The following is an 18,423-nucleotide window of genomic DNA, read 5'->3' as shown; positions in this document are numbered from 1 at the left end:
CCAGTCTATGCCGTGGCATCTCGTCGGCGGATCTGCCACTCGCAACGGGGACCCAGCAGCTAAACTTGCGAGTAACAAGCTTGTCGGTTGGAGGTACTGATGGATCCGAGCCCGGACTACGACGCGAGCGACGAGGTCGAGTACTTCTTCAACTGGGTCCCGTGGGGCCTGCGCGGCGTATACCCACCCCCGGCGTACCCCCCGGTGTAACCACCCGAGAATTCCACCATTCCGACCGGTGTGTTGGCGCGCAGCGTCCCACCGGTCGGAATTGCTGTACCCAAATCCGTGCCGATGACGTAGACATATCCAGGCAATGCTGGCCAGTGGATTTTTGGCCGCATTATGAGCGACTGCTAATTTATAAGCGATTGCTAACTGGTATAGGGGGGCAAGAGCACCGTCCCGACGTGGATGGGGGAGACTCTTGCAAGCAAACCAACACAGATCGGATCGGATTCGATGATCATCGGGATTCCCCGCGAGTCTCTGGCTGGTGAGACGCGGGTTGCCGCCACTCCTGCAACTGTCGGGCAGCTGATCAAGCTCGGCTATTCAGTAGTGGTTGAGTCCGGCGCCGGCGACTTGTCCAGCTTCGCCGACGCCGCCTATGTAGAGGCCGGCGCCGACATCGGCTCCCCCTGGGCCGCCGACATCGTGCTCAAGGTCAACGCGCCCGACGACGGCGAGATCGCCGCCCTCAAGGACGGCGCCACCCTGGTCTCGCTCATCTCCCCCGGGCTCAAGCCCGAGCTGGTCGAGAAGCTCGCCACCCGCCCGATCACGGTGCTGGCCATGGACGCGGTGCCGCGTATCTCCCGCGCCCAGTCCCTGGACGTGCTGTCGTCGATGGCCAACATCGCCGGCTACCGCGCCGTCGTCGAGGCCGCGCACGCCTTCGGCCGGTTCTTCACCGGGCAGGTCACCGCCGCCGGCAAGGTCCCGCCGGCCAAGGTGCTGGTCGTCGGTGCCGGTGTGGCCGGCCTGGCCGCGATCGGCGCCGCCGGCTCGCTCGGTGCCGTCGTGCGGGCCACCGACCCCCGCCCCGAGGTCGCCGACCAGGTCGCCTCCCTCGGCGGCGAGTACGTGTCCGTCGACCCCAACGCCGGCGAGGTGTCGGCCACCGGCTACGCCAAGGAAATGGGCGACGACTACAAGGCCCGCGAGGCCGAGCTGTACGCCGAGCTGGCCAAAGATGTCGACATCATCATCACCACCGCGCTGATCCCGGGCCGTCCGGCGCCGCGGATCATCACCGCCGACATGGTCGCCTCGATGAAGCCCGGCTCGGTGATCGTCGACATGGCCGCGGCCAACGGCGGCAACGTCGAGGGCACCGTCAAGGACCAGGCCATCGTCACCGACAACGGCGTGACGATCATCGGCTACACCGACCTGGCCGGCCGCCTGCCCGCGCAGGCCTCCCAGCTGTACGGCACCAACCTGGTCAACCTGCTCAAGCTGCTCACCCCGGAGAAGGACGGCCAGGTCGTCCTCGACTTCGACGACGTGGTGCAGCGCGGCGTGACCGTCGTGCGCGACGGCGAGATCACCTGGCCCCCGCCGCCGGTGCAGGTCTCCGCCGCCCCCGCCGCCCAGCCTGCCGCCGCGCCCGCGGTGTCTCAGGCCAAGGAGCCGATGTCGACGCAGCGTCGTCTGGGCATCACCTTCGGTGCCGCCGCGGTGCTCTTCTTGCTCATCGCCGCTTCGCCGGCCGCCCTGCAGGTCCACCTGACGGTGTTCGCCCTGGCGATCGTGATCGGCTACTACGTGATCGGGCACGTGCACCACGCCCTGCACACCCCGCTGATGTCGGTGACCAACGCGATCTCCGGAATCATCGTGGTCGGCGCGCTGCTGCAGATCGGGCATCACAACACCCCGATCACCGCCCTGGCCGGCGTCGCGATCCTGCTCGCCAGCATCAACGTCTTCGGTGGCTTCGCGGTGACCCGCCGCATGCTGGCCATGTTCTCCCGCAGCTAGAGCCTGCTGACCTCAGAACCTTTGGAACGGATTCATGTTCAACGCAGAAACCATCACCAACGTGGCGAACGCGGCGTACGTCGTCGCCGCCCTGTTGTTCATCCTCGCTCTGGCCGGCCTGTCCAAGCACGAGACCTCCAAGGCCGGTAATGCCTTCGGCATGGCCGGCATGGGCGTCGCCCTGGTCGCCACCATCGTCCTGGCAATCAACAAGCAGATCGAGCCCCTGGGCCTGGCGCTGCTGATCGGCGCCATGGCCGTCGGTGCCGCCATCGGTCTGTGGCGCGCCCGCATCGTCGAGATGACCGGCATGCCCGAGCTGATCGCGCTGCTGCACAGTTTCGTGGGTCTGGCCGCCGTGCTGGTCGGCTGGAGCGGCTACCTGCACGCCGAGTTCGACGCCAACAGCCAGGGCGCCCTCGAGCTGGCCAAGGAAGGCATGCTCGGCATCCACTCGGCCGAGGTGTTCATCGGCGTGTTCATCGGCGCGGTGACCTTCACCGGTTCGATCGTGGCCAACCTGAAGCTGTCGGCCAAGATCAAGTCCGCGCCGCTGATGCTGCCCGGCAAGAACTTCCTCAACGTCGGCTCGCTGGTGCTGTTCGTCGCCCTGACCGTGTGGTTCGTCATCTCCCCGAACCTGTGGCTGCTGGTCGGTGTCACCGTCCTGGCGCTGCTGCTGGGCTGGCACCTGGTCGCCTCCATCGGCGGTGGCGACATGCCCGTCGTCGTCTCGATGCTCAACAGCTACTCCGGTTGGGCCGCGGCCGCCTCGGGCTTCCTGCTGTCCAACGACCTGCTGATCATCACCGGCGCGCTCGTGGGCTCCTCCGGTGCCTACCTGTCCTACATCATGTGCAAGGCCATGAACCGGTCGTTCATCTCCGTCATCGCCGGTGGCTTCGGTATCGAGGCCGGCCCCGCCGAGGACAAGGACTACGGCGAGCACCGCGAGATCACCGCCGAAGGCGCCGCCGAGATGCTCGCCTCTGCCAGCTCGGTCATCATCACACCCGGCTACGGCATGGCGGTGGCCCAGGCCCAGTACGGCGTCGCCGACCTGACCCGCAAGCTGCGCGACAAGGGCGTCAATGTCCGCTTCGGCATCCATCCCGTCGCCGGCCGTCTGCCCGGCCACATGAACGTGCTCCTGGCCGAGGCCAAGGTGCCCTACGACATCGTGCTCGAGATGGACGAGATCAACGACGACTTCGACGACACCGACGTCGTGCTCGTCATCGGCGCCAATGACACCGTCAACCCGGCGGCGTCCGAAGACCCGGGCAGCCCGATTGCTGGCATGCCGGTGCTCACGGTGTGGAACGCGAACAACGTCATCGTGTTCAAGCGCTCCATGGCCTCGGGCTACGCGGGCGTGCAGAACCCGCTGTTCTTCCGCGACAACAGCCAGATGCTGTTCGGCGACGCCCGCGACCGCGTCAACGACATCCTGGCTGCGCTGTAGTTCTCAGCACACGAACTGCCCCTCACCGTCGGGTGAGGGGCAGTTTTTTATCTCAGCGGACGAAATCGCCTATCGCCGCAAGGAATTGGTCCGGCTTCTCGACCATTGGGCTGTGTCCTGAGCCTGCGATGAGGTGCGGCGGCAGCCCGGCTTCGGTGTAACGCGCGACGTTGGGAGCAGTCGGGGTCAGGACGTCCTTGTCGCCCCACAGCACCAACACCGGCTTGCCCAGCCCCTTCAGCGTGTCGACGACGGGACGTCCGGCGTCCTTCGAATCACACACGCCCGCGTAGTTCAGTTGCTTCAGAGAGCGGTACGCCAGCGGCGGGACGGGATAGTCCGCGGCGAACCCGGTCTGCAGCGAGCTCTCACTGATCGCATCGACGCCGCGGAAGCGATCCAGCGCAGGCCCGATGAGCGGCCAGCACAGCATCTTGCCGAGCAACGGCATGGACACCAGACCCTCCGCCGCGGGAGTATCCGAAACCGCCACGCGCTCAACCATTTCCGGGTACCGGGTGGCGAATTCGGCAGCCACCTTGCCGCCCATCGAATGCCCTACCAGCTCGGCATGCCGTACCCCCAGCGCCGCCAGCGCGCGGTGCACGGCCTCGGCCTGACCGTCGGCGTGGTACGGCGCCGCATCAGTGGGGGCCTCGGAACCACCGTGGCCGACGAGGTCGACGGCGATCACGCGCTGATGCGCGGCGAGCGCCGGGGCGACCTTCTCCCACCACTCGATGGAGGCCGAATACCCGTGCAGCAGAACGATTGCGCGGTCACCGGGTGGCCCGTACTCGCGGATGTTCAGGTCAGGTCCATCGAGTTTCAGGACGTGGCCGCCGGCGAACGGTGCTGCCGCGCGGCTGGTGTGCTCCACCACGGCGGCGTTCACCACCAACGCCACGACCGCCGCGACCAGCAGGCCGACCAGAATGCGCAGTTTCATGGCGCGACGCTACCGCCGCCGATGGGCCGCAGGCGCTCCATTTTCTGGCGAGAAGGCGCAAAACTGTCGTTTTGGCATGCCCAAGAGACAGCTTTACGTTCCCCCGCAAGCGGGAGGTACCCCCAGCTCGCGGGAGGACTCTGCCCGCTCCGGGGGTGAGGTGACGGTCACCCGAGTGCCGCCGCCGACCGCGGAGTCGACGAGCATCGAGCCACCCATCGCATCGAACCTGGCCAGCAGCGAGCCCAGCCCGATGTGCCCGTCGGCCACATATTGAGCCACCACCGCCGGGTCGAAGCCGATGCCGTCGTCGGCGACGGACAGGACGACGCGATTGCCGATGCGGCCCAACCGCACCGACACCGTCGTGGCCTGCGCATGCTTGCCGATGTTTGTCAGCAGCTCACGTGCCGCCCGGTACACCAGCTGCTGCGCATCCGGCTTGCCCACTTCCTCGAGGTCGGCCCGCACCGCGACCCGGCTACGAGACTCGAACTGCCGCAACAGTTCCCGTACCGCCGGCGTCAGCCCGAGCTGGGCGAGCACCTGCGGGTGCAGTTCGGTGACCGTCGAGCGCAGCGCCGTCGCCGTGTCCTCCAACGCGGCGTAGACCGCGTCGAGTTCGGGCCCGGGGGTCCGCTCCCGGACCTCGTCGAGCTGCAGCCTGGCCGCCAGCAGCGTCTGCAACGGACCGTCGTGCAACCCTTCGGCGACTTCCTGGTTGTGCCGCTCGTCGGACTGCATGGCCTCGGACACCAACTGGCGGCGCACCTCCTGCAGCGCCTGCACCCGCTCCTGGCGGCGCACCAACACGAAGCACAACACGGTGGTGGCCACCGCCAGCCACACGAGGAACCCGAAGTGCGTGTAGACCATGTTCGGCAGGCCCATGCGGTCGTCGTGCTTGGAGTAGAAGATCCACACCGCCAGATAGCCCGCGGCCGTCAACGTGCCGATGGCCGCGGTCATCAACGGACGGTCCTGGAATGCCACCGAGATCGGCAGCAGGAAGAAGACGGGCAGCAGCGCCGCGGTCGCGCCGCCGGACACCAGGCACAGCGCCAGGATCACGACCAGGTCGATGCCGGTGGATGCCCAGTCCGCCCACCGCGGCACGGGTCCGCGCAGCACCGCCACCAGCCAGATCACCGCGGCGACGGCGTACAGGCCCAGGATCACGGCGTACAACTCGGGCAGCCAGTGGTCGACTTCCCAGATCCACACCAGGACACCGATCAGCGCGATCAGCGGGAGCCGCAGCCCGGCGGAGATCCGCACCGGTTCGGCGGCCAGGTACTCCCCGATCCGGCTGAGCATCGGCCTCACGTCAGTCCAGGAGCTTCCGACGCATCGCCTCGGCCACGGCCGCCGCGCGGTCCCCGACCCCCAGCTTCTCGTAGAGCCGCTGCACATGGGTCTTGACCGTCGACGGCGCCAGGTAGAGCTCCTTGGCCATGGCCGGGATGGTCGCGCCCTTGGCGATCAGCTGCAGCACCTCGCGTTCGCGCGGGCTGAGCACCGGGGCGTCCGGCTCGGCTCGGCGCCGAATCTCGCCCGCGAGGCCCGCGGCCAGGCTCGGTGCGACGACGTCGCGGCCCTTCGCGCATTCGAGGATCGCGTGTACGAGCTCGCTGCGCGTCGACTCTTTCGGCAGAAAGCCGGCCGCGCCGTCCTGCAGGGCCCGGTACACGATCTCGGCCTCGTCATGGGCAGAGAGCAGCAGCACCCGGGTGGGCAGACCGTCGCGCACCACCGCTGCCGCCACCTCGGCGCCGTCCATGCCGGGCATCCGGTAGTCCAGCAGCGCGACCTGAGGTTTGTGCACGCGGATCGCCTCCAACGCCGACGTGCCGTCGTCGGCCTCGGCCAGTACCTCGATGGCGCCACTCGCCGTCAGCGCGCGGACGACGCCGTCGCGGAACATCGGGTGGTCGTCACCCACCACCACGCGAACCCGTTCGTCGGTCATGCCGTCAGCGTCGCACGGCGACCAGCGAAAAGTAACTCCGATCGCAAATTGACGGCCGCGTGTCCCCCGATCAGGGGACGCCCGATTCCACCGGCCTACCGGCCGATTGCCCGATACCCGCCGAGCCCGCGCCCGGGCACTCTTGAGTCATCACCGGAACACACCGGAGCAGGACACCAAAGACCAACTGACACAGGAGAATTCACATGAGCATCACTGCCCGCACCTTCGGCCTCTCGATCGTCGCCGCCGGCATCCTGGGTGGCTCGGCCCTCGGCCTGGCCGGCGCCGCCGGCGCCACCACCCTCGGACCCGATGTCCGGCCGCCGGCCATCGTCGCCACCCCGTCGATCACCGCACCGCCGGCGAGCATGCCACTGCCCGGCGCGATCTGGCACCGCGGCGTCTACCGCGTCGCGGCCCTGCAGGGCCGCTGACCGCCCCGAACCCGGATTCCCTCCCCGAAGTCGTCGCGGGGAGGGAATCCGTTGCCGTGGACCGGACGTCGACCGCCCGTCACATCGTTAGACAAGTGGCATATCGTGGCGGGCATGGACTTCGCGTTGTCGGCAAAAGCGCAGGATTACCAGCACAGGCTCACCGAGTTCATGACCGAGCTCGTACTGCCGGCCGAGGCGTCCTACCACGCGTATCGCGAGGAGAAGGGCCCGAAGGACCACACGGTGCCGCCGGTGGTGGAGGAGCTCAAGATCGAGGCGCGCAAGCGCGGTCTGTGGAATCTGTTCCTGCCGTCGGAGTCGGGGCTGACCAACCTGGAGTACGCCCCGCTGGCCGAGATTTCCGGTTGGAGCATGGAGATCGCGCCCGAGGCCATCAACTGCGCGGCGCCGGACACCGGCAACATGGAGACCTTGCACCTGTTCGCCAACGAGCAGCAGCGCAAGCAGTGGCTCGATCCGCTGCTGGGTGGTGAAATCCGGAGCGCCTTCGCCATGACCGAGCCCGCGGTGGCGTCGTCCGACGCCCGTAATATCGAGACGACGATGCTGCGCGACGGTGGCGACTACGTCATCAACGGCCGCAAGTGGTGGATCACCGGGGCCGCGGACCCGCGCTGCAAGATCCTGATCGTCATGGGCCGCACCAACCCTGACGCGGCCTCGCACCAACAGCAGTCGATGATCCTGGTCCCGGCCGACACCCCCGGCGTGGACATCCAGCGCTCGCTGCCGGTGTTCGGGTGGCAGGACCAACACGGGCATTGCGAGATCGTCTTCGACAACGTCCGCGTGCCGGCCGAGAACCTGCTGCATGAGGAGGGTTCCGGTTTCGCCATCGCGCAGGCGCGGCTGGGGCCGGGTCGCATCCATCACTGCATGCGTGCACTCGGTGCCGCCGAGCGCGCGCTGGCCCTGATGATCGAGCGGGTGTCCACGCGCGTGGCGTTCGGCAAGCCGCTGGCCGAGCAGGGCGTGGTGCGCGAGTCGATTGCCAAGTCCCGCAACGAGATCGACCAGGCCCGGCTGCTGTGCGAGAAGGCCGCCTGGACCATCGACCAGCAGGGCAACAAGGCCGCCCATGTGCTGGTGTCGCAGATCAAGTCGGTGGCCCCGCAGGTCGCGTGCGACGTGATCGACCGCGCCATCCAGGTGCACGGCGCCGCCGGTATCTGCGACGACGTACCGCTGGCCCGGCTCTATGCCTGGCACCGCGCCATGCGCCTGTTCGACGGGCCCGACGAGGTGCACATGCGCACCATCGCGCGGGCCGAACTCGGTCGCGAGAAATCGGCACTGGCGGCCGCGGCGTTGGGGCAGTGATGCGGTCCACCGGTCTCGAGCTGGCAGGCGCCTGGAACTTCCGCGACGTCGCCGAGGAGACGGGCATCGCCCCCGGCCGGCTGTTCCGCTCCAGCGAGCTCAGCGGGCTCGTCGAAGACGGCCGTAAAGCGTTGCAGCACTATGGCATCACCGACGTCGCGGACCTCCGGTCGTTGCGCGAGGTCGAGCGCCGCGGTCCCGGCCAGGTGCCCGACGGCGTCGCGATCCACCTGCTGCCGTTCCACGAGCTGGCCGCGGCCGGGACCGACACCGCCGAGGCGCCGCACGAGAACGCCTTCGAGAAGATGATGACCGCGAAGCCCGACGACGAGGACGTCGCAGTCGCCGCCGGCCGCTTCATGGTCGAGGAGTACCGCCGCTTCCCCACTCTGCCCGGTGCGCATCTTGCGATACGCCAGGTCATTTCGATGCTCGCCGACTCGCGGCCGGTGATCGCACACTGCTTCGCCGGCAAGGACCGCACCGGCTTCACGGTAGCGACGGTGTTGGGTGCCGTGGGCATCGATCGCGACGCGATCCTCACCGATTTCCTGCGGAGCAACGACGCCGTGCCGCAGCTGCGCGAGGGCATCCTCGAGACCCTCCGGACCCGGGCCGGCGAGACGGCCGAGGTCGTCACGTTCGCCGAGGCCCGGCTCACCGAAGAGGTGCTCGGCGTCCGCGAGGAGTATCTGGACGCGGCCCTGGAGGTCGTCGGTGCCGAGTACGGCTCGCTGCCGAATTACCTTGCCGCCATTGGCGTTACCGAGGAGCAGGTCACGCGGTTGCAGACCGTGCTCAGGGGCTAGGTCGGGTCCCCCAGTTGCGCGGTGAGTGTCACCCGGACTTCGTCAGCGACTTTCATCGCGCCCATCAGCATCGAGAACTGCTTGATCCGATGGTCGCTATGGCGTACCAGCGCCTCACCGGTGATCCGCAGGTCGGCGTCGTCCCCCACCACGTGGACGACGACGGTCTGCTCACGGCTCTGACCGCTGAGGTCCAGCGTCCCGGCAAGCCGCCACGAGTCTTCGCCCCGTTCGATCGACGAGGAACGGAATATCGCCTGCGGAAACCGCTTGGCCTGCAATGACTTCAGCGCATTGTTTCGGACCAGTGTCTTTTCTGCGCCGGACAACGGTGTCATGCCGCCCTCACCCGCCAGCACGTCCAGCGAGTCCAGGTCGACGGTCACCTCGACGGCGATGGGTTCGTCTCCGTCGAGGTCGACGGTCGCCCGCCACGATCGCATCACGATGGTCAACCGGTGTCCCATCCGGGCTGCGCTGCCGGTGACGCCGGTGTGCAGAAGCAGTTCGCCGGATGATCCGTCGAGAGTACGTTTCGCCGCGGTCAACTCCCGACCACCAGCCCCGCCACCCATGCGACGGTCGCCAGCAGGGCGGCCGTCAACTCCACCCCCATTGCCAGGGCGACGCCCTTGATGGCGTGTTTGGTCGATGTCCAGGCCCGGCTCGTGTCCCGCAACGCCGAGTACTCGGACAGGTAGACGCCGAGCACAAAGCCCAGGGCCAGGCCCAGCACCGGGATCACGAAAAACCCGATGACGCCGAGGATTCCACCGATGACGAGGCTGCGGGTCGACACGTCGGCCCGGCGCATCCGGCGCATCGGCCAGAGATATTTGATGACCTCGCCCGCCAGGAACAGTGCCGCCGCGACGCCGAGCACGACCCAGGACGTCGCGGTGTGGACGGCCACCGCCCACACCGCGATCGCCAGGAACACCAGCAAGCCACCGGGCAGTACCGGTACCACGATGCCGACGAGGCCGATCGCGATGACCAGCGCCACCAGCACTGTTCCCAAGGTGTTCAATTACGGCTCCAGCACTGCCTTGCCGTGAATCTTCCCGTCTGCCAACGCCTGCAGCGCGGCGGCACCGTCGGACAACGCGAAGCGCATCGGCTCCGGTGGCCGCAAGCCGGCTTGCACCAGCTTCGCCAGGCCCGCACCCACCTCGGCGTCCGCACCGGGTACCTGGCGGATGAACTCGCCGTACCCGACACCCACCACGCTGACGTTGCGCAGCAGCAGACGGTTCACCTTCACCGACGGGATGCCTTGGCCCGCAGCGAAACCCAGCACCAGCAGCCGGCCCTCGGGGGCCAGCACCCGGATCGCGTCGTCGAACGCGTCTCCGCCGACCGGGTCGACCACCAGGTCCACTCCCCGACCATCGGTCGCCGCCAGCGCGGTATCGCGCCAGCCGTCGGTCAGCGGCAGCACCACGTCGGCACCGACGGACGCGACGAAGTCCAGCGCCTCGGCACGGTGCACCATGGCAACCACCTTGGCGCCCATGGCCTTTGCGACCTGGATGGCCGCGACCCCGACACCGCCCGCCGAGCCGAGCACCAGCACCGTCTCCCCCGCCAGCAGCCGGCCGCGGCGGGCCAGCGCGAAGTACATGGTGTAGTAGTTGCCCAGCAGGCAGACCGCGGCGGCGTCGTCCAGGCCATCGGGTGTCGGGATCACCGAATCCGGCAGCGCCAGCGCACGTTCCGCATAGCCGCCCATCATGGTGAACGCCGAAACCCGCTGACCGGCAACGAAACCCGAGCTCTCGGGCGCCGACCGGACGGTACCCGCGACCTCCATACCCGGGGTGAACCCGGGCGGCAGCTTGAGCTGGTACTCGCCGCGGATCAGCAGCAGGTCGGGAAAGCAGACGCCGGCTGCACCGACATCGATGACGACCGCATTGCCCGAGGGGTCTGCGACGTCATCGACGTCGGTGTAGGCCAGGCCCGATGGGCCCGTCAGCGACTGCGCGACAAGCGCTTTCACCTATCAGCCGAGCGAGAAGCTGGCGGCCTTGGCAGCGGACAGATCGGTGATCTCGCCCCACTTGGCGGCGACGTCATCGACCGAAGGCACATCACCGAAGGTGATGCCCTCGTTCTGGAACAGCGCGGTGCGCTGCACCTTGCCGCCGCCGACGATGAAGATCGAATCGGTGTCGGGCAGTTCCTCGGTCATCAGGTAAGCCACCACCGGCGCCACATACTCGGGAGACAGTTTCGCGAAGACCTCCGGCGGCACGATGTCCTGCGTCATGCGGGTCGCGGCGATCGGCGCGATGGCATTCAGCTTGATGTTGTACTTGGCGCCTTCCTGGGCAAGCGTGTTGATCAAGCCGACCAGACCCAGCTTGGCCGCGCCGTAGTTCGCCTGGCCGAAGTTGCCGAACAGACCGCTGGTCGAGGTGGCGACGACAACGCGGCCGAAGCTCTGCTCGCGGAAATGCGGCCACGCGGCGCGGATCACGTTGTACCCGCCGTACAGGTGCACTTTGAGCACGATGTCCCACTGCTCGGCGGTCATCTTGTGGAAGGTGCCGTCACGCAGGATGCCCGCGTTGGACACCACACCGTCGATCTTGCCGAACGCGTCGATCGCGGTCTTGACGATGTTCTCGCCCCCCTCGGGCTCGGCGACGCTGTCGTAGTTGGCGACGGCGCGGCCGCCCGCGGCCTTGATCTCCTCGACGACCGTGTCGGCCATGTTGTGGCCGGCGCCGGTGCCGTCGCGGGCGCCGCCGAGGTCGTTGACCACGACGCAGGCGCCTTCGCGGGCCAGCGTCAGCGCGTATTCACGACCCAGGCCGCCACCGGCTCCGGTGACGACGATGACGCGATCCTGCACTCCGGGCATGGGTTTCCTCTCATGGAACAGAAATTGGACAGCCCGCCCCATCTATTTCGGGTGGGGCCACCCCTTGTGTATACGGCGACCGATCGGCCGCCGCGTCGTCGGGTCGGGTCTAGAAGAACTTGCGCGCGATCTTCCACGCCTTGTCGGTGTAGGGCGGGTAGATGAGCTTGCCCAGGTCGGGCCGCGTCGGCTTGGTCATCACCGACTTCGCGTGGCTGAACTCCAGGAAGCCGTAGCGACCGTGGTAGGCGCCCATGCCGGACGGCCCGACGCCGCCGAACGGCAGCCGCGCGGTCGAGACCTGGAAAATCAGGTGGTTGATCAGCATGCCGCCGGCCGGGACCTCGCGGATGAACCGCTCGCGGACGGCCTTCGCCTTGGTGAACAGGTACGCGGCCAGCGGCTTGGGCCGGGCGTTGACGAACGCGATGGCGTCGTCGAGCGAGTCGACCGTGATCACCGGCAGGATGGGCCCGAAGATCTCCTCGGTCATGACCGGTGCGTCGAGCGGCGGATCGACCACGACGGTCGGCTGCATGGTGAGCCGGGCCGGGTTCGTGCCGCCGCCGGTGACGACGTCCCCGCCGGTGCCGAGGTAGCTGCTGAGCCGGTTGAACTGCCGCTCGCTGACGATCGGCAGGCCGTCGGCGTCGTCGGCGGTGAACGCCACGACAGCGTCCCGGATCTTGGCGACCAACTCGTCGCGGATGGGCTTCTCGGCCACCACATAGTCCGGCGCGACGCAGATCTGGCCGGAGTTGACGACCTTGGCGAAGGCGATGCGCTTGGCGGCGACGTCGATGTCGGCGTCGGCCGCGACGATCACCGGGCTCTTGCCGCCGAGTTCCAGCGTGACCGGCGTCAGGTGCTCCGCCGCGGCCGCCATGATCTTCTTGCCGATCTCGGTGCCACCGGTGAACATGATCCGGTCCAGACCCTGCGCGATCAGCTCCTGGCTGACCATGCCGTCGCCCTCGATTACGGCGACGGCCGAGGTGTCCAGGTACTTCTCGACCAGCTCGACCATCAGCCGCGACGAGGCCGGGGCGAACTCAGACGGCTTGAGCACCACCGTGTTTCCCGCGGCGATGGCACCGACCAGCGGGCCCAGCGTGAGGTAGAACGGGAAGTTCCAGGCGCCGATGATCAGAACCGTGCCGTAGGGCTCGTATTCCACCCAGCCACGGCCGGGCAGCTGCGAGCGCTCCAACAGCCGGTAGCGACGTTTCGCCCACTTGTTCAGGTTCTTGGCGGCGTCCTTGGCCTCGGCGATGGTGCCCACGCTGTCGGCGAGCCACGCCTCGAAGGGCTTGCGGCCGAGATCGGCCTCCAGCGCCTTGGCGATGGCCGTTTCGTTCTCCTCCATCGCCTGGGCCAGCGCCAGTAGCTGGCGCTTGCGCCACTGCAGGTCACGGGTGCGCCCGGTCGCGTAGGTCTTGCGGAGTCCGGCGACAACCGCCGGGATGTCAGCAGCTGTGTGGCCGACAGATACAGCTGAATCAAGGGTCATGACATACGTCCTTACGTGAGCCAGGCAACACCGGAATCCTAACCAACCAGCCGGTTGGTTTGAAGGGTCAAGTCCTCGGGATCAGCCCTTGTGCGCGGTCACGAAGGTGGAAAACGCCTTGTCATCGGTGGTATCGACCTGCACCCAACGATTCAGCCGGCGCATCTCCTCCTGCGAGGTGACCGACGTCGACGTCCAGCCATGCGAATCCAGCCACTCAGCCACATCGGCGCGGTCGGGGTCTTCGTACATCAAATCCTGCACGTTCATGACCTGACCCATGCCGAACTGCCCGGCGAGCTTGTCGAACCGGTCCCGCATCCGCTGGCGGCGTTCTGCGGCGTGCTCGCCGACCGTCTCGACCGAGATGCGGCTACCCGGCGCGCTCAGCGCCGTGATGTTCTCGAAGAGGCGGTCCTGCGCCTCGGCGGGCAGGTACATCAGTAGCCCTTCCGCCAGCCACGCGGCCGGTGTCGAGTCGTCGAATCCCGCTTCCCGCAACGCTTTCGGCCAGTCATTGCGCAGGTCGATCGGCAGCTGATGCAGTGCTGCCGCCGGCGTAGCGCCGTGCGCCCTGAGGGTCTCGTCCTTGTACTCGAGCACCTTCGGCTGATCGATCTCGAAGACCGTCGTCCCGGCCGGCCAGTCCAATCGGTAGGCGCGCGAATCCAGCCCGGACGCCAGGATCACCACCTGGCGGATGCCGGCCGCGGCGGCGTCGGCGAAGTAGGCGTCGAAGAAATGCGTACGCACCGCCTGGTAGTTGCCCATGTGCTCGAGGACCGCGGCCACCTCGGGGTCGGCGCCGGCCATCCGGTTGTTGAAGTCGGCGTCGAGGATCGTCTCCCACACACCTGTTCCGGCGCCGGCCACCAGGATTTTCGCGAACGGATCGCGGATCAGCGCGTCATCGCGTTCGGTTTCCCCGGCACGGGCGGCAGCCACCATCACCGCCGTCGCGCCCACACTGCTAGCGATATCCCAGGTGTCGTCGTCGGAGCGTTCGCTACCCATGTATCAGATGTACCAGCTGAGGCCGGTCTATTCGGTGACCTGCCACAGCTTGTTGGCCAGCAAGAGTTCGAGCCGCTCGATGACGGCGGTCAACTCCTGGTGGCTGCCCACATACCCGGCGTAGAAACCCATGCCCCACATCACGGCGATGAGCATCTCCACCACGGTGGAGACGTCGGTGTCGACGGCCAGCTCACCACGTTCGATGGCGTCGGTGACGGCCCAGGTCACGAAGTCGCGGGAGGCCACGAGCGCGTCGTGCTCCTCCTGGCGCAATTCGGGATGCCGCTGTGCCTCGAGGATCGAGGTCACAAGGAACGCCGCGGCGGACCGGTCCTCGGAGTCGGCCTGGATGGCGGCGACGAAAAACGATGAGATGCGCCGGATGAAGGTGGTCTCCTCCTCGGCCCGGCGACGACCCGCAGCGACGACCATGGCATTGGTCTGATCGAGGACCTCGCCATAGAGCACGCGCTTGTTCGCGAAGTAGTGATTGATCGCTGGGCGCGTGAGATCTGCGCGGATCGCAATGGCTTGGAATGTTGCTGCGTCATAACCAAGTTCACTGAAAACCTCGCGTGCGGCGCGCAGGATGCGCTCACGAGTTTCGGCCGCCTTCGCCGCGGGAGGGCGACCCGGGCCTCGGGTGGCGATGTACGGCATCGTCAAATTGTGCCATAGATCTCGGCCCGACCCTGCTCGTATGCGACGCACGCTCGTCAAAATCGCCTCTTCCAGCAAACTTGCAGTTCTGTCAACAACCGATTGCTGTGCGGCGCGCGGTTCCCGGCCCCCGCCCGGTCCCGATCGGTAGCCGGGCCAGGAACGACCCCGGGGCGGCCGGCGGCCGCGGGAGACCGGGACCACAGGCGTGTTGTTGCCGACGCATGGCGGCGTCAGCCAAATTAATGTTGGGCGCCATGACGGGCGTGGTGTCGCGAGAGTCGCCGACGTTGCGCCGGCAGCGGCTTGTCACCCGGCTGCGCGACAAGGATCCGGAGTACGACGCCCTCCGGCGAGCGACCCGTGCCGGTGTGGTGCTCCCGGTCGTCGCGATCGCCGGACTGGCCGTGGGCACCGCCGTCGGGAGCAGGTCGCAGACGACCATGTTCGCCATCTTCGGCGCGGTCGCGCTGCTGGTGGTGGTGGATTTCCCCGGGAACCGCCCGGCGCGGGCGCTGGCCTACGCCGGGCTCGGCTTGAACGGCACGGTCCTGATCACCCTGGGCACGTTGCTGTCCCCACATCCGTGGCTGGCGGTGCCGGCGATGTTCGCCGTCGGATTTCTGGTGACTTTTTCCGGCGTTCTCAGCGAGATCATCGCCGCCGGGCAGCGCTCCACCCTCATGACGTTCGTGCTGCCGGTGTGCACGCCGGCGGGGCCGGTCCCTGATCGACTGCTCGGCTGGGCCGTCGCCTGGGCGATCGCCGTCCCGGCCGCACTGTTCCTGTTGCCGCCCACCCACCACGACGACCTGCGCAAGCACGCCGCGCAGGTGTGCCGCCTGCTGGCGGCCCGGCTGGAAGGGTCCGCCACGGCGCAGGAGCTCTCCGATGCGATGGAGGCCCTGGCCGACAACTTCCTCGGCGCCGACTTCCGGCCCGTCGGACTGACCGCCGGCAGCCGCGCCCTGGTGCGGGTCGTCGACGACCTGCGCTGGCTGTGTGACCGCGCCACGGACGCCACCGGCTCCCTGCTCGCGGAGACGCGTGGGCCGGCGATCCGGGTGCTGAACGACTGTGCCCAGGTGCTCAGCACGCCGCGCGCCGCGGGCCGCGATCGCTACCGCGCCGACCTGGCCGACGCCCTGACCGCGCATCGGGCCGCGACCCGCGGGCGTTACCGCGAAGACATCGAGCAGATCCGGGCCGAGCACGACGATCTGCTGGCCGTCGCGACGGGCCGGAAACTGTTGCGGCTGCGCACCTTCTCGGCCTGTATCGGGGCCACGGGCCGCGTCATCGGACTGGCGGCCGACGCCGACGCCCGGCCGGTATGGGCCCGCGTGCTGGGTCGGCGGCTGCCTGCGCACGGGAACCTCGACCGGGTGCTGTCCGAATCCCAGGCCGTGTCGGCCATCCCGTCGGGTTTCGTGGCCACGCGAGCGGTGGTGGTACAGAACAGTCTTCGCACTGGAATCGGACTGGCTGTAGCCGTAGCCGTCGTGCATCTGTTTCCGCTGCAGCACGGATTCTGGATCGCCATGGCATCGCTGTCGGTGCTGCGCAGCAGCGCTTTGACCACCGGGACCCGCGTGTTGCGCGCCGTGGGTGGCACCGCGATCGGATTCCTCCTCGGCACGGTGGTGATCCATCTGATCGGCGCGAACCCCGTGCTGCTGTGGTTCGTCCTTCCGATCGTGGCGTTCGGTTCTGCCTATGTGCCCGATGTGTTTTCGTTCGTCGCGGGCCAGGCGATGTTCACGATGCTGGTGCTCACCATCTACAACCTCATCAGCCCGGCCGGTTGGCGCGTCGGGCTGATCAGGCTCGAGAATGTCTTGGTCGGCGCCGCCGTGGGTGTGGTGGTGTCGCTGCTGCTGTGGCCGCGCGGATCCGCTGCGGTCGTCCAGCGCACGCTGGAGGCGGCCCGCAGCGCCGGCACACGGTATCTGACCGCGGCCGTGCGGCGGGTGACACGCGGTGCCTCCGAAGCCGCCACCGACCGGGTGCACGCGCTGAGCTTCGACGCCCTGACGGCCTCGCGGACCGTGGATGATGCGGTGCGCCACTTCCTTTCGGAGAGCAGCGGGGCCACGGAACTGCGGGCACCGGTGGTCCGGGCCGCCAATCAGACGGTCCGGTTGCGGGCGGCGGCCGACCTCATCGCTGATGTCGTGCCGCCGCCACTTGCCCCGTACCGCGCTGCCCGCGATGTCCTCGAAGCGCACACCGCCTCGATCTGCGCCCGGATCGCGGGCACAGAAGACCCCGGCGCCGCAGGGCGCACACCCATCAGTGACGACTTCGTGCTCGCCCTGCGTGCCGAGACCGGCGGCGGAAACCTGTCGGTCGAGGCCGCGCTGCCTCTGGTGACCGTCGCCGCCAGCCTCGGCGAGCTGGAACTGCTCTATCCGGATGCAGCGCCCGCGTGATCAGTGCCCGGGCCGGTGCGGCTGCAACGCGTTCGGCGGGATGTTGCCGAACTTGCCGGACTGGAAGTCCTCGAACGCCTCGATGAGCTCCGATTTGGAGTTCATCACGAACGGGCCGTAGTGGAAGACCGGTTCCCGGATGGGCTGGCCGCCGAGCAGCAGCACCTCGAGCGCAGGCCGGTTGGAGTCCTGGCCCTCGTCGGCAGCGACGGTGATCCGGTCCCCCGGCCCCAGCACCGCGAGCTGACCCTGGTGGATGGGGTGGCCGACGGGTCCGACGGTGCCACGTCCGGAGAGGATGTAGACGAGCGCGTTGAACTTGCGGTTCCACGGCAGATCGAGTCGCGCTCCGGGCGCAATTGTCGCGTGCGCCATGGTGATTGGCGTGTGCGTCCCACCCGGGCCCTTGGCGTCGCCGATCTCGCCGTCGATGACGCGCACGAGCGCGCCACCGTCGTCCGACGACAGCAGCGTCACATCGGTGCCCTCGATGGCCTGGTACCTGGGGGCGGCGAACTTGTCCTTCTTGGGCAGGTTCACCCACAGCTGCAGGCCGTGGAACAGGCCACCGCTCTCGACCAGTTCGGCCGGCGGCGTCTCGATGTGCAGGATGCCCGACCCAGCGGTCATCCACTGCGTGGCGCCGTCGGTGATCAGGCCGCCGCCACCATGGGAATCCTGGTGCGCGAAGCGGCCGTCGATCATGTAGGTCACGGTCTCGAACCCGCGGTGCGGGTGCCAGTCGGTGCCCTTCGGTTCACCGGGTTCGTACTCGACCTCACCCATCTGGTCCAGGTGGACGAACGGGTCGAGGTCGGCCGGGCTGACCCCGGCGAAGGCTCGGACCACCGGGAAACCCTCGCCCTCATAGCCACGGGGGCCGGTGGTGATGGACCGCACCGGGCGTTCTGTGTCGCTCGGCGCAGCGGAAGCAATACGCGGCAAGCTGATCGTGTCAGCAGTGATAGCAGGCATG

The 18,423-nt window shown here is 68.0% G+C and carries 18 protein-coding genes; 7 read left to right on the top strand and 11 right to left on the bottom strand.

Features of this window, described 5'->3' with window-relative positions; genetic code table 11:
- The first annotated feature begins 96 nt into the window (after positions 1 to 96).
- The 3 genes from ACJEIK_RS00570 to pntB all read left to right on the top strand — a co-directional run bounded on the left by ACJEIK_RS00570 (position 97) and on the right by pntB (position 3,451).
- The gene (locus tag ACJEIK_RS00570) at positions 97 to 210 is read left to right on the top strand and encodes a hypothetical protein (RefSeq protein ID WP_177127396.1); all 114 of its coding nucleotides are present in this window, start codon (positions 97 to 99) and stop codon (positions 208 to 210) included.
- A gap of 252 nt (positions 211 to 462) precedes the next feature.
- A complete protein-coding gene (locus tag ACJEIK_RS00565; RefSeq protein ID WP_409430854.1) occupies positions 463 to 1,986 on the top strand; it encodes a Re/Si-specific NAD(P)(+) transhydrogenase subunit alpha in 1,524 nt (507 codons plus the stop codon).
- Between the two features lie 34 nt (positions 1,987 to 2,020).
- A complete protein-coding gene (gene pntB, locus ACJEIK_RS00560) occupies positions 2,021 to 3,451 on the top strand; it encodes a Re/Si-specific NAD(P)(+) transhydrogenase subunit beta (protein WP_409430853.1) in 1,431 nt (476 codons plus the stop codon).
- Between the two features lie 52 nt (positions 3,452 to 3,503).
- Here the strand turns inward: pntB and ACJEIK_RS00555 are convergent, their stop codons facing one another.
- The 3 genes from ACJEIK_RS00555 to ACJEIK_RS00545 all read right to left on the bottom strand — a co-directional run bounded on the left by ACJEIK_RS00555 (position 3,504) and on the right by ACJEIK_RS00545 (position 6,369).
- Complete coding sequence (locus ACJEIK_RS00555) at positions 3,504 to 4,400, bottom strand: alpha/beta fold hydrolase (RefSeq protein ID WP_409430852.1); 897 nt, start codon at positions 4,398 to 4,400, stop codon at positions 3,504 to 3,506.
- 93 nt (positions 4,401 to 4,493) lie between these two features.
- Positions 4,494 to 5,717 carry a sensor histidine kinase gene (locus tag ACJEIK_RS00550; protein WP_061000473.1) on the bottom strand — a complete coding sequence of 408 codons (1,224 nt, stop codon included), beginning with the start codon at positions 5,715 to 5,717 and terminating at the stop codon, positions 4,494 to 4,496.
- Between the two features lie 10 nt (positions 5,718 to 5,727).
- The gene (locus tag ACJEIK_RS00545) at positions 5,728 to 6,369 is read right to left on the bottom strand and encodes a response regulator transcription factor (protein WP_061000475.1); all 642 of its coding nucleotides are present in this window, start codon (positions 6,367 to 6,369) and stop codon (positions 5,728 to 5,730) included.
- 206 nt (positions 6,370 to 6,575) lie between these two features.
- Between ACJEIK_RS00545 and ACJEIK_RS00540 the strand changes: the two genes are divergently transcribed.
- The 3 genes from ACJEIK_RS00540 (at position 6,576) to ACJEIK_RS00530 (ending at position 8,959) form a co-directional block, all read left to right on the top strand.
- Positions 6,576 to 6,806, top strand: a complete 231-nt coding sequence (locus tag ACJEIK_RS00540; RefSeq protein WP_061000477.1) for a hypothetical protein — start codon at positions 6,576 to 6,578, stop codon at positions 6,804 to 6,806.
- Between the two features lie 126 nt (positions 6,807 to 6,932).
- The gene (locus ACJEIK_RS00535) at positions 6,933 to 8,150 is read left to right on the top strand and encodes an acyl-CoA dehydrogenase family protein (protein WP_406783984.1); all 1,218 of its coding nucleotides are present in this window, start codon (positions 6,933 to 6,935) and stop codon (positions 8,148 to 8,150) included.
- On the top strand, positions 8,150 to 8,959 hold the full coding sequence (locus ACJEIK_RS00530; RefSeq protein ID WP_061000482.1) for a tyrosine-protein phosphatase: 810 nt from the start codon (positions 8,150 to 8,152) through the stop codon (positions 8,957 to 8,959). The genes ACJEIK_RS00535 and ACJEIK_RS00530 overlap by 1 nt, the downstream gene beginning before the upstream one ends.
- On the opposite strand, the gene ACJEIK_RS00525 is transcribed toward ACJEIK_RS00530, so the two are convergent.
- From ACJEIK_RS00525 to ACJEIK_RS00495, 7 genes are all read right to left on the bottom strand, one after another.
- Positions 8,956 to 9,534, bottom strand: coding sequence for a YceI family protein (locus ACJEIK_RS00525; RefSeq protein WP_409430851.1), 579 nt, complete (start codon positions 9,532 to 9,534; stop codon positions 8,956 to 8,958). The two genes, ACJEIK_RS00530 and ACJEIK_RS00525, sit on opposite strands and share 4 nt — an antisense overlap.
- Positions 9,504 to 9,989 (bottom strand): DUF456 domain-containing protein, encoded by a 486-nt coding sequence (locus ACJEIK_RS00520; RefSeq protein ID WP_409430850.1) that lies wholly within the window; start codon positions 9,987 to 9,989, stop codon positions 9,504 to 9,506. Before ACJEIK_RS00520 ends, ACJEIK_RS00525 begins: the two co-directional genes overlap by 31 nt.
- Positions 9,990 to 10,961, bottom strand: coding sequence for an NADPH:quinone oxidoreductase family protein (locus ACJEIK_RS00515; protein ID WP_409430849.1), 972 nt, complete (start codon positions 10,959 to 10,961; stop codon positions 9,990 to 9,992). It lies immediately after the preceding gene.
- 3 nt (positions 10,962 to 10,964) lie between these two features.
- A complete protein-coding gene (locus ACJEIK_RS00510) occupies positions 10,965 to 11,828 on the bottom strand; it encodes an SDR family oxidoreductase (protein WP_133425754.1) in 864 nt (287 codons plus the stop codon).
- A 109-nt stretch (positions 11,829 to 11,937) separates the two neighbouring features.
- Complete coding sequence (locus ACJEIK_RS00505; RefSeq protein ID WP_061010633.1) at positions 11,938 to 13,338, bottom strand: aldehyde dehydrogenase family protein; 1,401 nt, start codon at positions 13,336 to 13,338, stop codon at positions 11,938 to 11,940.
- Positions 13,339 to 13,419: 81 nt separating this feature from the next.
- Complete coding sequence (locus tag ACJEIK_RS00500) at positions 13,420 to 14,352, bottom strand: class I SAM-dependent methyltransferase (protein ID WP_061001336.1); 933 nt, start codon at positions 14,350 to 14,352, stop codon at positions 13,420 to 13,422.
- A gap of 27 nt (positions 14,353 to 14,379) precedes the next feature.
- Positions 14,380 to 15,015 carry a TetR/AcrR family transcriptional regulator gene (locus ACJEIK_RS00495; protein ID WP_061001337.1) on the bottom strand — a complete coding sequence of 212 codons (636 nt, stop codon included), beginning with the start codon at positions 15,013 to 15,015 and terminating at the stop codon, positions 14,380 to 14,382.
- A 257-nt stretch (positions 15,016 to 15,272) separates the two neighbouring features.
- On the opposite strand from ACJEIK_RS00495, the gene ACJEIK_RS00490 reads away from it, so the two are divergent.
- Complete coding sequence (locus ACJEIK_RS00490; RefSeq protein ID WP_409430848.1) at positions 15,273 to 17,447, top strand: FUSC family protein; 2,175 nt, start codon at positions 15,273 to 15,275, stop codon at positions 17,445 to 17,447.
- On the opposite strand, the gene ACJEIK_RS00485 is transcribed toward ACJEIK_RS00490, so the two are convergent.
- Complete coding sequence (locus ACJEIK_RS00485) at positions 17,448 to 18,422, bottom strand: pirin family protein (RefSeq protein WP_409430847.1); 975 nt, start codon at positions 18,420 to 18,422, stop codon at positions 17,448 to 17,450.
- Position 18,423: the final 1 nt, after the last annotated feature.

Source organism: Mycobacterium sp. SMC-16 (assembly GCF_046250085.1).
In the GTDB taxonomy this organism is placed as follows: domain Bacteria; phylum Actinomycetota; class Actinomycetes; order Mycobacteriales; family Mycobacteriaceae; genus Mycobacterium; species Mycobacterium phocaicum.
Note: the sequence above shows the minus strand (reverse complement) of the source record. Positions and strands in the feature narration are given on the sequence as shown.

Bases quoted from the DNA above. Each gene is read 5' to 3' on its own strand.
- ACJEIK_RS00525 (WP_409430851.1), bottom strand. From the start codon at position 9,534: ATGGGTGGCGGGGCTGGTGGTCGGGAGTTGACCGCGGCGAAACGTACT.
- ACJEIK_RS00500 (WP_061001336.1), bottom strand. From the start codon at position 14,352: ATGGGTAGCGAACGCTCCGACGACGACACCTGGGATATCGCTAGCAGT.
- ACJEIK_RS00565 (WP_409430854.1), top strand. From the start codon at position 463: ATGATCATCGGGATTCCCCGCGAGTCTCTGGCTGGTGAGACGCGGGTT.
- ACJEIK_RS00490 (WP_409430848.1), top strand. From the start codon at position 15,273: ATGACGGGCGTGGTGTCGCGAGAGTCGCCGACGTTGCGCCGGCAGCGG.
- ACJEIK_RS00530 (WP_061000482.1), top strand. From the start codon at position 8,150: ATGCGGTCCACCGGTCTCGAGCTGGCAGGCGCCTGGAACTTCCGCGAC.
- ACJEIK_RS00555 (WP_409430852.1), bottom strand. From the start codon at position 4,400: ATGAAACTGCGCATTCTGGTCGGCCTGCTGGTCGCGGCGGTCGTGGCG.
- ACJEIK_RS00495 (WP_061001337.1), bottom strand. From the start codon at position 15,015: ATGCCGTACATCGCCACCCGAGGCCCGGGTCGCCCTCCCGCGGCGAAG.
- ACJEIK_RS00545 (WP_061000475.1), bottom strand. From the start codon at position 6,369: ATGACCGACGAACGGGTTCGCGTGGTGGTGGGTGACGACCACCCGATG.
- ACJEIK_RS00485 (WP_409430847.1), bottom strand. From the start codon at position 18,422: ATGCCTGCTATCACTGCTGACACGATCAGCTTGCCGCGTATTGCTTCC.
- ACJEIK_RS00550 (WP_061000473.1), bottom strand. From the start codon at position 5,717: ATGCTCAGCCGGATCGGGGAGTACCTGGCCGCCGAACCGGTGCGGATC.
- ACJEIK_RS00540 (WP_061000477.1), top strand. From the start codon at position 6,576: ATGAGCATCACTGCCCGCACCTTCGGCCTCTCGATCGTCGCCGCCGGC.
- pntB (WP_409430853.1), top strand. From the start codon at position 2,021: ATGTTCAACGCAGAAACCATCACCAACGTGGCGAACGCGGCGTACGTC.
- ACJEIK_RS00510 (WP_133425754.1), bottom strand. From the start codon at position 11,828: ATGCCCGGAGTGCAGGATCGCGTCATCGTCGTCACCGGAGCCGGTGGC.
- ACJEIK_RS00505 (WP_061010633.1), bottom strand. From the start codon at position 13,338: ATGACCCTTGATTCAGCTGTATCTGTCGGCCACACAGCTGCTGACATC.